The organism is Microcoleus sp. AR_TQ3_B6, from assembly GCF_036702785.1.
Lineage (GTDB): Bacteria > Cyanobacteriota > Cyanobacteriia > Cyanobacteriales > Microcoleaceae > Microcoleus.
Genome location: NZ_JAUBVJ010000051.1, coordinates 44576 through 57193, shown reverse-complemented (window position 1 = coordinate 57193; position 12618 = coordinate 44576). Strand labels below are relative to the sequence as shown.

17 protein-coding genes and 2 pseudogenes are annotated in these 12618 nt (G+C 44.4%); 8 read left to right on the top strand and 11 right to left on the bottom strand.

Going from position 1 to position 12618, the window contains the following annotated elements; translation table 11 throughout:
- Positions 1 to 62: 62 nt before the first annotated feature.
- The 3 genes from QUB56_RS37370 to QUB56_RS22575 all read right to left on the bottom strand — a co-directional run bounded on the left by QUB56_RS37370 (position 63) and on the right by QUB56_RS22575 (position 1205).
- Positions 63 to 239: a hypothetical protein gene (locus QUB56_RS37370; protein ID WP_445243387.1), complete on the bottom strand. Its 177-nt coding sequence runs from the start codon at positions 237 to 239 to the stop codon at positions 63 to 65.
- Positions 240 to 262: 23 nt separating this feature from the next.
- A complete protein-coding gene (locus tag QUB56_RS22580) occupies positions 263 to 556 on the bottom strand; it encodes a transposase (protein ID WP_332958281.1) in 294 nt (97 codons plus the stop codon).
- A gap of 67 nt (positions 557 to 623) precedes the next feature.
- Positions 624 to 1205 (bottom strand): transposase family protein, encoded by a 582-nt coding sequence (locus QUB56_RS22575; RefSeq protein WP_332958280.1) that lies wholly within the window; start codon positions 1203 to 1205, stop codon positions 624 to 626.
- 164 nt (positions 1206 to 1369) lie between these two features.
- Between QUB56_RS22575 and QUB56_RS22570 the strand changes: the two are divergent.
- A pseudogene (locus QUB56_RS22570) lies at positions 1370 to 1846 on the top strand (transposase); the annotation flags it as partial.
- A gap of 163 nt (positions 1847 to 2009) precedes the next feature.
- Positions 2010 to 3324: pseudogene (locus QUB56_RS37365) on the top strand (IS1634 family transposase); the annotation flags it as partial.
- Between the two features lie 598 nt (positions 3325 to 3922).
- Here QUB56_RS37365 and QUB56_RS22555 read toward each other — a convergent pair.
- Entirely contained in the window at positions 3923 to 5638 is a 1716-nt protein-coding gene (locus QUB56_RS22555; protein ID WP_332958276.1) for a hypothetical protein, read from the bottom strand.
- Positions 5639 to 6263: 625 nt separating this feature from the next.
- Positions 6264 to 6743: an NUDIX domain-containing protein gene (locus QUB56_RS22550; RefSeq protein ID WP_332958274.1), complete on the bottom strand. Its 480-nt coding sequence runs from the start codon at positions 6741 to 6743 to the stop codon at positions 6264 to 6266.
- Between the two features lie 145 nt (positions 6744 to 6888).
- On the opposite strand from QUB56_RS22550, the gene QUB56_RS22545 reads away from it, so the two are divergent.
- Complete coding sequence (locus QUB56_RS22545) at positions 6889 to 7590, top strand: alpha/beta fold hydrolase (protein WP_332958273.1); 702 nt, start codon at positions 6889 to 6891, stop codon at positions 7588 to 7590.
- A 205-nt stretch (positions 7591 to 7795) separates the two neighbouring features.
- Here QUB56_RS22545 and QUB56_RS22540 read toward each other — a convergent pair whose 3' ends face one another.
- Positions 7796 to 7990, bottom strand: coding sequence for a hypothetical protein (locus QUB56_RS22540; RefSeq protein WP_332958272.1), 195 nt, complete (start codon positions 7988 to 7990; stop codon positions 7796 to 7798).
- Between the two features lie 479 nt (positions 7991 to 8469).
- Here QUB56_RS22540 and QUB56_RS22535 point away from each other — a divergent pair, with 479 nt between their 5' ends.
- From QUB56_RS22535 to QUB56_RS22520, 4 genes are all read left to right on the top strand, one after another.
- The gene (locus QUB56_RS22535) at positions 8470 to 8805 is read left to right on the top strand and encodes a DUF5674 family protein (RefSeq protein WP_332958271.1); all 336 of its coding nucleotides are present in this window, start codon (positions 8470 to 8472) and stop codon (positions 8803 to 8805) included.
- Positions 8806 to 9013: 208 nt separating this feature from the next.
- Complete coding sequence (locus QUB56_RS22530) at positions 9014 to 9292, top strand: hypothetical protein (RefSeq protein ID WP_332958270.1); 279 nt, start codon at positions 9014 to 9016, stop codon at positions 9290 to 9292.
- An 82-nt stretch (positions 9293 to 9374) separates the two neighbouring features.
- The gene (locus QUB56_RS22525; protein WP_332958288.1) at positions 9375 to 9791 is read left to right on the top strand and encodes a XisH family protein; all 417 of its coding nucleotides are present in this window, start codon (positions 9375 to 9377) and stop codon (positions 9789 to 9791) included.
- A complete protein-coding gene (locus QUB56_RS22520) occupies positions 9779 to 10114 on the top strand; it encodes a XisI protein (RefSeq protein WP_332958269.1) in 336 nt (111 codons plus the stop codon). Before QUB56_RS22525 ends, QUB56_RS22520 begins: the two co-directional genes overlap by 13 nt.
- Here QUB56_RS22520 and QUB56_RS22515 read toward each other — a convergent pair.
- On the bottom strand, positions 10092 to 10247 hold the full coding sequence (locus QUB56_RS22515; RefSeq protein ID WP_332958267.1) for a hypothetical protein: 156 nt from the start codon (positions 10245 to 10247) through the stop codon (positions 10092 to 10094). The two genes, QUB56_RS22520 and QUB56_RS22515, sit on opposite strands and share 23 nt — an antisense overlap.
- Positions 10248 to 10296: 49 nt before the next feature.
- Here QUB56_RS22515 and QUB56_RS22510 point away from each other — a divergent pair, with 49 nt between their 5' ends.
- Entirely contained in the window at positions 10297 to 10542 is a 246-nt protein-coding gene (locus QUB56_RS22510) for a type II toxin-antitoxin system Phd/YefM family antitoxin (RefSeq protein WP_332958266.1), read from the top strand.
- A 38-nt stretch (positions 10543 to 10580) separates the two neighbouring features.
- Here QUB56_RS22510 and QUB56_RS22505 read toward each other — a convergent pair whose 3' ends face one another.
- From QUB56_RS22505 to QUB56_RS22490, 4 genes are all read right to left on the bottom strand, one after another.
- Positions 10581 to 10841 (bottom strand): hypothetical protein, encoded by a 261-nt coding sequence (locus QUB56_RS22505; protein ID WP_332958265.1) that lies wholly within the window; start codon positions 10839 to 10841, stop codon positions 10581 to 10583.
- 13 nt (positions 10842 to 10854) lie between these two features.
- Positions 10855 to 11184: a flavoredoxin gene (locus QUB56_RS22500; RefSeq protein WP_190741369.1), complete on the bottom strand. Its 330-nt coding sequence runs from the start codon at positions 11182 to 11184 to the stop codon at positions 10855 to 10857.
- Positions 11185 to 11419: 235 nt separating this feature from the next.
- Positions 11420 to 11764: a hypothetical protein gene (locus QUB56_RS22495; protein WP_332958263.1), complete on the bottom strand. Its 345-nt coding sequence runs from the start codon at positions 11762 to 11764 to the stop codon at positions 11420 to 11422.
- 67 nt (positions 11765 to 11831) lie between these two features.
- Entirely contained in the window at positions 11832 to 12413 is a 582-nt protein-coding gene (locus tag QUB56_RS22490) for an RNA polymerase subunit sigma-24 (protein WP_332958262.1), read from the bottom strand.
- Positions 12414 to 12618 lie beyond the last annotated feature (205 nt).

The following is a 12618-nucleotide window of genomic DNA, read 5'->3' as shown; positions in this document are numbered from 1 at the left end:
CTCCTTGAGTAGTCCTCCGATCAAAATACGCAATAATTTGTCCAATCCACCTAATAATTGTCCTACAGCTTTTGGGGGAAAACGGAAATTGCATCCTTTAACAAATCACTTAAACTAAATAATCCTTCTACCCAATCTTTTTTGGGTTCAAAGGTTTGGATAAACTCTTCTTTCAATTGATGCATTTTGTGTAAGGTAGGAGCCACTTTTTTGACTGATTCTAACTTCTCTTTTTCGATTTCAGTGAGAGTATCTTCATTTTTTAGTAAGACATATTTACTTTTTTTATTCCGGAGAGTATTCGCGCTTTTTCCGAGTTATTTTTTGAGGCTTCTGCGGCTTTCTTAATCTTTTTTATAGCTCCATCTAATTCTTCATTTACTTGCTTCATAACATGAAATCTATCGGCCACAACTTCTGCTTGTGGTATTAAAGCTTCTGAGACATTTTTATAAGGCTTCCACATATCTCTACTGACTTCTTCTATAGCAAAACCATTTGATTGGTAAACAATCGATTCCAGGATCGCAAGCGTTTCCGGTGGTTCTACATTCATGACTCAAATAGACTTGCTATATTTATTCTAAAACCTCTTCTCCCCAGGCTTCTAGGTATTTTTTGAGTTATACTTGAGTTCGGTTTTTGAGCATTCCTACTATAATTTTTTTATCGATATCTACTAAAACTACACAATAATTTTTCTGTCCTTTAACGAGAGCAATTTCATCAATTTCTAGCTTTTTTAATCCTGATGGTTTTTGTCCGCTCAATTCCTTGCCCCATTCTTTTAACATGGTTTCTATTTCTTGTTCGCTGACTCCATTCCTTTGAGCCACATTTTTCAGATCGCTTTCTAATAATTCTGAAAAAATCTTTTTTTTCAACCTCTCTGTATAAGTTCTAGTTTTTTTAACAAATTCTAAGTCTTCACTAAATTTTTTGGGGCAAGCTTCACACCTCATTTGACGGCGATTTACTTGTAAATATACTTTTTGCTCTCCAAACGGCAAATCCCTCACTACATAATAATGATTTTGATGGAGTTTATCAGTTTTCTTCCCACAGTCGGGGTCAATGGCTTTTTTGTTGTTATTATCTAAGTAAATCGTGATTCCTATATTTTCAATAATCTGATAACTTTTGACGGTCACTCCCTCAATATTAAGGAGTTTGGTCATTAGATGAAGTTGAGGATTAGAGGCCATAAGTATAATTTTTATTTTAATTTCTGTAAACTCTAACTCTATTAGATCACAAAAATACCTGTAAGTCAATATATACTTGCTTTCCCAGTACCTAATTTTTATAGTTTATAGTTAATTTTTATAAAAGTTATTAACTTTTTCACATCCTAAGTTCGGTAGAGCCTTATTTAAGTTGGATAAATCCCGATGGTAAATCTCGTAAATAAGGTGCAATAAAGATTAAAGTCAGAATCATTGAGTACACAATGGACTCGGATTCAGAGCCAAAAACTTATCGTCTGATTACGAGTTTGATGGATTTAACTGTCTTGACAGCTTTATTATTAGCAGCAAAATACCACCAAAGATGGGAAATAGAAAGTCCTATTGATGAACTTAAAACTCATCTTTTAGCTCGCAAAACTCCCATTCGTTCTCTCAAGCCTCGCGAAGTTGTTCAAGAAATTTATGGCTGGCTACTCGGACATTGGTGCATCCGTTATTTAACGTTTCAAGCGGCAGAAACAGCGGGAATTTCACCATTATGGATTGGCTTTACTGGTACTCTGAATGTGATGAGGCGGACCATTCCTAATTTTCAAGATATTGAGGCATCTCAACTCCCTTTTTTTTCAATGGCTAAGCCACGAGATTTTAGATGAAAAGCTCCCAAAACGTCAGCGTCGAAATAATCCCCGCGTTGTTAAAAAACCTCGCTCCAAGTTTTTGTCCAAAAAACCTGTTCATCGAGGTATTGGTAATCAGCGCCAGGAGCTTCATTTTTTTATTCTCAGTACCGCTTAGACCTTAACCGAGAAGTATTGGAAAGCCGCCCATAATTTCCAAGTAAAAATGAACAGCATCCACTTAGATGGAAGTTCAATGTACGTACAAGGAGAATATAAAACCCAAGTTGAAAACAGCGACCAAACAGAAAAAGAACGCGAACCAGAAACATCCGAAATCAAACCAATAGAAATAGTTCACGGATATTCCAGAGACCATCGACCAGACCTCAAACAATTTATCATAGACATGATTGTAACAGGAGACGGAGACATACCACTATATTTAAAAATAAATTCAGGAAACATCGACGACAAAAGCGTATTCGTATCAAGACTAAAAGAATTCAAAAAACAGGGGACATTTGAAGGAATCTGCGTAGCAGACAGCGCCTTATACACCAGGGACAACCTATCAGCAATGAGAGGAATCAAATGGATAACAAGAGTCCCATTAAGCCTAAAATTAGCCCCAAATAAAATCTTAAACATCCAAGAAAGCGAATGGCAATTAAGCTCAAAAAAGGATATAAATAGCAGAAAAGAATAGCGATTATGGAAACATCCAACAAAGATGGTTAGTCAGAGAAAGTGAACTCAGGAAACAAGCAAGCATCAAACAAATAGACAAACAGGTAAACAAACAAGAATCAAGCGCCCAAGCCTCACTACGCAACCTATCCCGGCAAATATTTGCTTGTGTTGCCGACGCATAAACCGCCCTAAAAAATCTATCAAACACATAAAAATATCACCAAACTACCGAAAGTGAATGTCAAGAAAAAAGCCATAAAAAACCCCAACTAACCACCAACCAAGCTAGTAATATAGACACAGTATCCTATCAAATAAGCGGTAAAATAGAAACGAAACCCGAAATAATATAAGCCGAAAAAATCAAAGCATGGAGATTTATACTGGCAACAAACATCTTATATAAAAACGAAATAACCAACCAGCAAATATTAGAAGAATACAAAGACCAACAAAGTAACGAAAGAGGATTTAGATTCTTAAAAGATCCATTATTTTTCACCTCAAGCGTCTTCGTGAAAAAAACCGAGAGAGTAGAAGCAATTGCCATGATAATGGGAGTATGTTTATTAGTATATAGTCTCGCCCAGAGAAAGCTGAGGCAAGAATTAGAATCAGCCAATGCCAGCATCAGAAAGCAGGTGAAAAAATTGACAAATAAACCGACAATGCGGTGGGTATTTCAGATGTTCCAAGCCCTACATTTAGTCAACATAAATGGAGCCGAACAAATCAGCAAGTTAACAAAATAACGTCGGTCGATATTAAATTATTTAGGAAAGGTTTGCAGTCAATATTATTTAATAGTTGAAGATGGGTAACTCGGACAACAAACCGGGGAATATTGTTGAATAAATTCAAATAATTGGCAACATAACAATCATGTTGCCGGAACTTTGATGTCTAATTTATGGAAAATTAATTCAGGTATGGTCGAAAAAAATATTAGGAAATATCTGTGGATTTAAATTTATTATATCTCGCCAAAATCGCAAAATAATGATACTAAAATTAAAAAAGGTAGCCAGAGATATTTTTCCTACAGTGAATGTATGAAAATCCTTAGTCATCAAAGCCAGAACTGCGGAATGTGGGTTACGACGCACAGGATATTCCACCGGAAAATCAAGGGTTTTAGACTGCGACGATCCAAAAACGCCAGGGGGGCGATCGCACGCTGACTGATGAAACCCGGTTTCTTGCTATATTTCTCGTTTCTGTTGGCAAAACTCGTAGAAACCGGGCTTCTAGCACCCACGCCCAAGACCTGAAACTGTCCAAAGTGTTGATACTTCTAGCCCTTAAAAAACCCTGCGCTTGCGACGCCTCGCGAACAATGAGATCATACTCAAAATAGCGAAGCAAGCAAATTTGATATTAGCAATTCCCGATTCCCCATGAGCCATTACCCATTAGCAATTAATTTTCGGTAGTAGCAGCAGGAGAAGGCGAAGGCGCAGGCGACCCTTCAGTGGTGGGAGATGGCGCAGGTTCCGGCAGCGGCGACCCTTCAGTGGCGGGAGGTGGTGCAGCTTCCGGCGGCACGGACTCTTGGGCGGGAGATGGCGCAGCTTTAGGTTCACGTGGCACTTCCGGGGCCGGAGATGGCGCAGCTTCCTGCTGCGGGGGAGCTTCGGCGGGTTGCGGCCCAGGTTCTGGCGACTGTTTTGCGGCTGGTTTCGGTTGAGATGAGGGCGACGGTTGGGCCGCAGGCTTTTGAGGTGCGGGCGACGACGGTTGGGCCGCAGGCTTTTGAGGTGCGGGCGGCGACGGTTGGGCCCCTGGCTGCAGTTTTGTTGATGGAGCCGGCTGCTTCTCTTCAGAAGGCGCTGAGGAGGGTGGCTGGGCTGTTGGTCTGGGCCCTGTCGGGGCTATCGGTGTCGGCTGCGGGCGTGCCTGGTTGGGCCTGGTTGGGGCGGGGGATGGGGTGCCCGGAATGCCACTGCAAACTTTTTCGTCGTACTTAAACTCGACAGCGAGTTGGTAAAGCTTGTGCGTGCTGGCTGCTACAAATGTTAGATAATTAGGGTCAATAATCGCGGTTTGAGCCGCATCGTCGAGAATACGGTAACCCGTGGAACCTATCGGCTCAGGCACTGCGCGGAGCAAGCCTTGAGGAGTGACAACTGCTCCGAAAACTGCTTTTCCTTCGAGTTTTTGCGAGCAAGCTGCTCGGGGATAAGGGACACTCACAGGAGTCGGCGCCGTCATTTCCAAGTCAGGATAAGCCTTTCTGAATCTCTCATACAAAGCAAAATACGTATTTGCAGCCGCAAGCTGTTTCTCTTGGTCGGGGGGTAACTTTGAACCCGAGGGATCCTTCTCATTAATTGGTTGCCCCGTCGCTGTTGTTCCGGGGGGTTCTGGGGTTTGATTCCTTGGACTGGGATTTTCTTGAGGTAAATTTGCTACTCCATCGGCTCCCGTCCAATACCTGCCACCTCGTCGGAAGTCCTCTGGGGAAGCGATGTCGTTTGGATCTGAAAGCTCGGACTCTCCGGATAGAGTTCTTCTCTCTTCGACTGGCGTCGCCTGGTCAAATGTTGGCAGTCCCTCACGAATCGGGAGCGGTGACGGAACCGACCCCAGTGGCGGCGGCGGCGGGATATTGGGACTCAAATTAAGAGATTGCTGGTCCGGTGGCCGTTGCGGGATGACAGTCGGTTGTTTCTGCGGGGGCGTTTTGAGACTTGGGGATGGAGGTTTCGGAGGCGGCGGGGCTGTTGGGGCGGGAGAGGGCTCGAGAGCGGAATAAGGGACAGGGGAAAAGAATCCAGGAGGGGGCATTCCCGGCGGTAGGGCGGGCAAGTTGATAGTTGGAGGTGCGGGGGGCAAGGGCGCCGCTAACTTGGGCGAGGGCCGAAGGGGAACAGGTGCGATCGAAAACGGCTTGTTGGACGGGCGCAGTGGTATGGTTTGTGGCAGGCGGCCGGCCTCTGCGGGAGTTAGTTCTACCAAGCCGACAGAACCAGGGATATTTTTTGAGGAATTTCCACCACCATAAATTATCTTTGAGATTGTTGGGGCGCTTGCTCCGAAGGCTCCGTGAAGGCTGATAGAAGCTAGGGCTGCCCACCAAAAAGGCTGGCGCAGCGGTTCGGAAAGGGTGTTGGCTAGGGAGGAAGAGTCAGTCATGACTGTGGGGAATGGGGAATTGGTAATTGGTAATTGGTAATTGCTAATTGGGAATTGGCAGTTAATAGTTATTAATTGATATTTTTTTATTTTGAGCGGTGTAAAAGGTTGCTGCTGGGAAATCAAAGGTATAATTTTAGCACGGTCGGTATCGAAATAGCCCGATCGACTTTTATTTAGATTCCCCGACCCTCCACTCAAGCACTCAAGCCCAGAAACCGGGTTTCTTGACGCATTCAACCAGAGAACCGAGATTTTTCGGATCTGTTGTAGCACCGCCCATACGGTTAGGACGTTAGTTAATTGCTGAAAGCATTGTTTTTCTTGCCGAATGCCTTTGGCTTTATTCCCAAATGCCCTCTGTTATACCCGGTTTCTCAATTATTGTTGATAATCGTGTTCCCGGCATCAAGCGGGCAGGACTGGGGCGAACGTAAAAACAGACGAGCCGCTGCCATACCGTCTTTTTCCGGGTTCTGCGGCCCTACTAATTCATTACACACGATCGCTCGAACGGATCGATCGGCGTTTCCAATTCGGTTACGAGTTCAAAAAACTCAAAACCGACCGAGTGGCTGCGCGTTGTAGGCACCGACTGTGGCGGCAATCTCAAAACTCCCTTGATTCACCAGCGATAGCGGTAATTTTTAAAAGGAGCTCCCTCGACGGTGAGCAAGTCCATGGGATAAATAGGAGCCCCGCTTGCCATATATTGAAACATTTCCCGAACTTCCTCTCCCCGTAGAGACAACTGGTCTAATTCCTTGAGAGAATACCAGCCAGCGCACAAAGTATGCTCATCCGGCTTGCTCTTGGGCGGCGTCTTATCTTCTGGACGAGCCACAAAAATGACTCGGAGGCGTACATTGCCCCTAGGCATCACTGTGTGCTCTACCCTGAGAATTCCCTCAATGATGACGGAAATCCCCGCTTCCTCGACGGTATTGCGCATAGCAGCCTCCAGCAAAGTCTCCCCTTTTTCCACTCGCCCTGCTGGGAGATACCACTGCTGCTCGTACTTGCGCTCTTGTACCAGTAGAAAACGGTCTTCTAAGTGAACCACAACTAGGGTAAAATACCATGTTTGAATCGGCTCGCGAGCCATAGAAGTAGATATTCCCTAAGCAAAAAGTTTAACGAGTGGCAGATGTTAGTAATCCAAAGGATGCTTGGGCAAGCGTCTTTGAACTTGAAAAATAGATCGTAGCACTCCGGCCGCAAAATCTAAAATCTCAAATCTAAAATTGACAATGCCATTACCAACCGTGATTTTACCCGGATATTTTGCTGCTGCTTCCGACTATCGCGAATTAGAAACAGCTATGGTCGATCGAGGCTTCCCAGCAGTAACAGTGCCTCTGGGCAAGGGAGATTGGTTGCCGACTTTTGGCGGGCGGTCGATGGTGCCAATTTTGCGACAGCTCGATCGCACGGTCAAACAAATGTTACAGCAATACGGCGTTCCCCAGATCAATCTCGTCGGTCATTCCGCCGGCGGCTGGATTTCTCGCATTTATTTGGGCGAAAAGCCTTACACGATTCACGGCGACGTGCTGGAGGACGCGGGTTTGTGGAAAGCTCACCCCTGTGTGAATACTTTAATCACTTTAGGCACGCCGCACGTCTCTCAAGAGCGCTGGACGCGCAAAAATCTAGATTTTGTCAAAATTCACTATCCGGGGGCTTTTCACCCGCAAGTGCGCTACGTGTGCGCTGCTGGGAAGGCTGTTTTTGGCAAGCGGGGTTTAGGGACTTGGCTGGCGTATAAAAGCTACGAGTTGACTGTGGGGAAGGGCGAAACTTGGGGAGATGGAATTACGCCGGTGGAAGCTGCTGTTTTGGACGGGGCCGAAAATTTGGTGTTGGAGGGAGTTTGGCATTCGCCTCGTTCTCCGGGGAAGTGGTACGGTTCGCCGGAGGTTTTGCCGGCTTGGATTGGGTATTTGTGTTAGAAACAAATCGCTTTGAGGTTGTCTCCCAAGTTTGCCGGGACATCGTATATGAAACGGAACCTCAATAATGAAACGGCTTCTGGAGGGAAGCAAAGAGATCCAGTAAATCCTGTATCGATGACAAGTTCGATCGCTAGAGTTGAGCCGTTGGGCAGCATTCATATCAACGTGACGGTTGCGTGTCTATCAATTACCATGCCGAAAATCACTTGTAGACACGCTCGATTACTCCACCAAATAATACAGCTACATTATATCCTATGCGAATGCCGAATAGACGGGAATGTGGATGTTTTGTACTGACCTTGCGGGCTGCTTTTAACCCCGTTTCATCAACTTTGTAATCTCCTGATTCAAAGTCGATGATGACCATCTTGCGGATGTTTTCGTCCGTCTCCACTGGTTGACGGATGCTGTTTTTGTAGAACTATCTTGCACCCCGTGCCACTTCTTCACGACTTAAAAGGATGGTTTGCATAGTTTGACTCCCCATCGCTGGGCTACCTCCTAGAAACTCGTTTATGATATCTTACGGGTAAAGGGGGTGGACATTGCCAGCCCTGTCAAGTTTTGTATGTTGGTTAGAAAGACGAAAGCCAACCTAGGGGATAGCTTTTAGTGGGCGATCGCACTCCGTAGAATAATCACACTATTTGGTATTTGGTGTGAGGGGCGAGACCCTTCGCCCTTCAATAGTATCTGTGCGATCGGTCAAGATACAGGTATTGGTGAGCGGCTTTAAGGTAAACTAGAATTGCTCCAAGTTTCTGGAGTCGGGCTAGGAAACAATGAAACTGATCTCGCCTATTGGATGTGATGGCATATTGCTTCTCCCAATGCCCGCTGAGTTTAAAAATACTATCGAAAACATAGAGAAAGATGGTTAATCTGATTCAGGAGCGCGCTACTAAAGAGCAACTAGAAGAAATGTTAGAAAACCTTAGGAGTTATATTAAAGTAGCAGTGGATATCGAACGGGGAGTTTTGGCAGGTGGTGGAGAACATCACGCTGATTGCGAAGCTGTGTTGCTCGAACATGGCAGCAAGTCGGTAGATATTTGGCGAGCAGATTGGTATCCACTTAAACAAGATGTAGGCTATGAATTTTTAACCAATATCACCCCCCGTCAGAACAATCGTTCGATGGAAAGTCAAGATCGGAGTATTATACAACAAGTTGCTCAGATCGTTGAACAGTTATTAGGCGGATTATGAGAGAATGGTATACTTTAAAGTAACGCTATTTGCAAGGCTAGCTACCGATTCGTCTGGGATATTTAGCATCGAATTTAGCACGAATTAAATCGGGCTATCAAAATGCAGCTAATGGCGAAATAATTGAAAGTCTGCTGCAAGAAAGTAAGCTGTTTATTGAATGGACTGCTCAAGATGCAGAGATAGAAATACCTGCTGAGTTAGTTGAGTGGCAGATTCAGTTAGCTTGCTGGCAGTATTCTTGGGCTGGGATTTGGGAGGATGCCCAACAACAAATGAGGGTGGGAGAACAGGGAAGGATTTGGTCTGGAAAAGTGCTGAATATGTCGGGTTTGTTGGTGGTGAGTTAGATTGGGGGCGATCGATCTTTTGTTTAACTCAAGCCTCGCTATCCGTACAATCATCGGATTGTTTGGTATTTGCTGTGAAGGAATCTCGCACTCCCTTGGACAAGCCTTACGAGAGCGCGATCGCACGCGAGACTTGATTCGGTGAGTCAACAACCTGAATTGGACTCACACACCTCAATTAATGCCAGTATAATTATAATTGTTTGTCATCAGGGCTTTATGTCAGCAAAGGATAAATTTCATGATGTTGTGAAGATTGCTTTGCAAAAGGATGGTTGGCAGATTACAGATGACCCACTTTCCATCAGTGTGGGTGGAGTTGATATGTTAATCGATTTGGGGGCGGAACGTCTGCTGGCAGCAGAACGGGAGGGCGAGAAAATTGCTGTAGAAATCAAGAGCTTTTTGAATACTTCAGCGATAACAGATTTTCATTTAGCGGTTGGACAATTTATCAACTACCGTACAGCACTCAAGTTTAAAGACCCCCAACGTCAGCTATTTTTGGCAATTCCTTTGACGGCGTATAACGATTTCTTCAAGCGGGAATTTACAACCGCTGTTGTGGAAGATTACCAGTTAAAATTATTGGTCTATGACGTAGAAGAAGAGGTGATAGCTTTATGGAAAAAATAGAAAAATATCGGGATTGTATCAAACAAATTCTAACGAAATATGCTGCATACAAGCCTTCTTATGGAGAAGTGGAGGTGCAAGTTGTTTTTGACACAGAACACAATCATTATCAAGTTGTTCGAGTGGGTTGGGATAACAAACAGCGAGTTTACGGCTGTCCTATACATCTCGATATTAAGGATGGCAAAATCTGGATTCAGCAGAATGGAACAGAAATCGATTTAGGACAAGAGCTGGTTAATATAGGTGTGCCGAAGTCGGACATTGTGGTTGGGTTTCATCCACCTTATATGCGTCAGTTTACAGAATTTGCAGTGAGTTAAAACTAACGTTGATGCTTTTGGTTGCAGACATCGATCGCTCTTTATGTGTTATGGGGCGATCGCCACTTGTAGAATCATCGCAGTGTTTGGTATTTGGTGCGAGGGGCGATCGCTCTTTTTTTAACTCAAGCATCGGTTTCCGTCTAATCCTGGCCTTATCATAGTAGAAATAAAATAAGATTGTGAACGGTCAACAAATGGCACAAATTACCACGACTGAATTACCCCAAACCCTCCAGACTCTATTTATAGAGGTCGAACGTACTAAAATCCCCCTCACCATCATCCATGAAGGGAAACCATTAGTGATTATCTATCCTGCCACTACCCAAACCCCACGCCCCGCGTTTGGCACAATGAAAGGAAGCGGTGAAATATTAGGAGATTTAATTGCTCCTGTCGCCGAACTGTGGGAAGTTTTAGAATGAGACTTTTACTGGATACCCACATTTAGCTAGCGATCACACTAGACTGTTGCTTGAACAAGCATATCATCTACCTGCCTAATTTGCTTCCAATCAATTACTGCAACCCAAAGACTTTCCTCTTGGGAATATTGCACCGTACCATCTACTTCTAACTCTTCGTCATACAATGCTAGCAATTGACCATCTTCCAACTTAATATTTTGGCGACTCAAATCTTCAATCGTACCAACGCAATTTAGGCGAAGGCGACCTTGTTCATCCGCATTATGAAAATCTGCAAAGATTCTGGGATATTTCATATTTTTACTTTACTCAGGATGATTGTTGTGATGGATTAGGAATCGTGGGTGTCAGCAGAAGACTTGCTTTTTCTGGTGTTAAGCCAGTTAATGTTGCATGATTTGGACTTCGGCCAGAAGTACGGATGACATCTCCATCGGACGATCGAACCTCGCCTACTGTCGTCACACCAACTTGTCCATGAGGGATTGTCACTGCTAACTCTGCTACAGATAATCCTACTGCACATTCTACAGAAATTCCCGTGATGCCGCTGGGGTGAGTTGCCGTACTGCGTTTAATATCTTCTGGGCGATTACGACCGCCACGAACTACTAAGGCCTCGTTTGGAATTCTTTCCACAAGTGTAGGCTGTTTGATTTAAGTACGCGCTATACTTTAGCAGAAATCTTTGTCCATAGGGCGATCGATCTTTTTTTAACTCAAGCATCGCCCTCCGTGCAATCAGCGCACTTTTAAATGGTGGCAATGGATAAGATTGTACGTAGAAAAAGAGGTTGGGATGACACAAGCGTCAACCCAACCTACAAAAAAAGGCGATCGCACTAATGGAGAGCAGCAATCACACTTATTCCTTTTATACTAGGCGGACATATTCACGTAGTTGGGAACGTAGACCTTGAGTAATCATTGGAAAATTATTGATTTCTTGAATGATAGAACTCTCCGATCTGCCACTCTCCTTAAGCTGTTGAACTACAGCCTTTGCTAGAGTCTCAACCCCAACCTTTGCAATCATGCTTGAAACGCCTGCAATCAAGGTGAGAGCAACTGCGCCCCCAATCATGCCAAAAGGACCACCTAAAAAAGCTAACGAAGTTGTAATTGCTACGGCTCCTGCATAAGAAGAGGTTGCAACAAGCCCAACTAAGACTAAACCAGCAACTCCTAGACCAGCTAACTTATTGACTATCTCATCCATAATAATTAAGTGCTCCGCTAAACTTCAGATTAATTAGACCTTCAAAGTCAAACTGAACTAACTATCTTTACCCTTTACCTCCAAACAGTTTATATATTCCGTATCCAACAGCAGCCGCCGCAGCAACAGGTGCAGCAGCAACTATGGCAGTACCAGCAATTGCACCTCCCCCGACAACGCCACCGATACCCGCAAGGGTACCCATAATTGCAGCACCAGAGGCACCGCCAGCTACCGTTACAGCACCAGCACCAACTAGACCAGCAGCAGCCCCAACGTTTGTAGCTGTTCTTGCCCGTGCACGAGCCTTATTCTCTTCCTGAGACAAGTTCGATTGCTCTTTGAACAAAGTTTCATTCATTATTTTTGCCCCCAGATAAGCAGGGCCTGCTGCTAATACCGCAGGAGCCGCCGCCATACCACCACCAACCACACCACCTGCTGCGGCTAGGCCTGAAGTAATTCCTGCTCCTGAAGTTGCTGCAACACTCAACCCTGTAGCAGCACTAGCAGCCGCGCCTAGCGCAGCGCCAGATTCTACAACCGCTTTGGCTGTTTTAACTGTATTTCCATCAATGCCCATAGTTTTTTCAACAACATTTTCTACAACTTCGTCACCGGCTTGACTGGCAAAATCTTCCCAATTCATAAATCAATTCATCCTTTTAATACTTGTTCCATTATCCTTAACAAATTCAAGGTTTGTCTAGGCAAAAAATGTTCTATTTTGCCGCCACTGGTCCCTCGCTTTTACTTTAACTTTAATCTAAGTTTGTACAACAATGTACGAAAATGTACGAAAATGTTGGCAGTTGTGAGCTACAATACACAAAACTCTCGCATCTCCCTGCCAG

What these genes read in the sequence shown, in the direction of transcription:
- QUB56_RS22495 (WP_332958263.1), bottom strand. Translation starts at nt 11,764, where the DNA reads ATGGATGAGATAGTCAATAAGTTAGCTGGTCTAGGAGTTGCTGGTTTA.
- QUB56_RS22520 (WP_332958269.1), top strand. Translation starts at nt 9,779, where the DNA reads ATGGAAAAAATAGAAAAATATCGGGATTGTATCAAACAAATTCTAACG.
- QUB56_RS22515 (WP_332958267.1), bottom strand. Translation starts at nt 10,247, where the DNA reads ATGCTTGAGTTAAAAAAAGAGCGATCGCCCCTCGCACCAAATACCAAA.
- QUB56_RS22525 (WP_332958288.1), top strand. Translation starts at nt 9,375, where the DNA reads ATGTCAGCAAAGGATAAATTTCATGATGTTGTGAAGATTGCTTTGCAA.
- QUB56_RS22490 (WP_332958262.1), bottom strand. Translation starts at nt 12,413, where the DNA reads ATGAATTGGGAAGATTTTGCCAGTCAAGCCGGTGACGAAGTTGTAGAA.
- QUB56_RS22555 (WP_332958276.1), bottom strand. Translation starts at nt 5,638, where the DNA reads ATGACTGACTCTTCCTCCCTAGCCAACACCCTTTCCGAACCGCTGCGC.
- QUB56_RS22550 (WP_332958274.1), bottom strand. Translation starts at nt 6,743, where the DNA reads ATGGCTCGCGAGCCGATTCAAACATGGTATTTTACCCTAGTTGTGGTT.
- QUB56_RS22535 (WP_332958271.1), top strand. Translation starts at nt 8,470, where the DNA reads ATGGTTAATCTGATTCAGGAGCGCGCTACTAAAGAGCAACTAGAAGAA.
- QUB56_RS22545 (WP_332958273.1), top strand. Translation starts at nt 6,889, where the DNA reads ATGCCATTACCAACCGTGATTTTACCCGGATATTTTGCTGCTGCTTCC.
- QUB56_RS22580 (WP_332958281.1), bottom strand. Translation starts at nt 556, where the DNA reads ATGAATGTAGAACCACCGGAAACGCTTGCGATCCTGGAATCGATTGTT.
- QUB56_RS22505 (WP_332958265.1), bottom strand. Translation starts at nt 10,841, where the DNA reads ATGAAATATCCCAGAATCTTTGCAGATTTTCATAATGCGGATGAACAA.
- QUB56_RS22575 (WP_332958280.1), bottom strand. Translation starts at nt 1,205, where the DNA reads ATGGCCTCTAATCCTCAACTTCATCTAATGACCAAACTCCTTAATATT.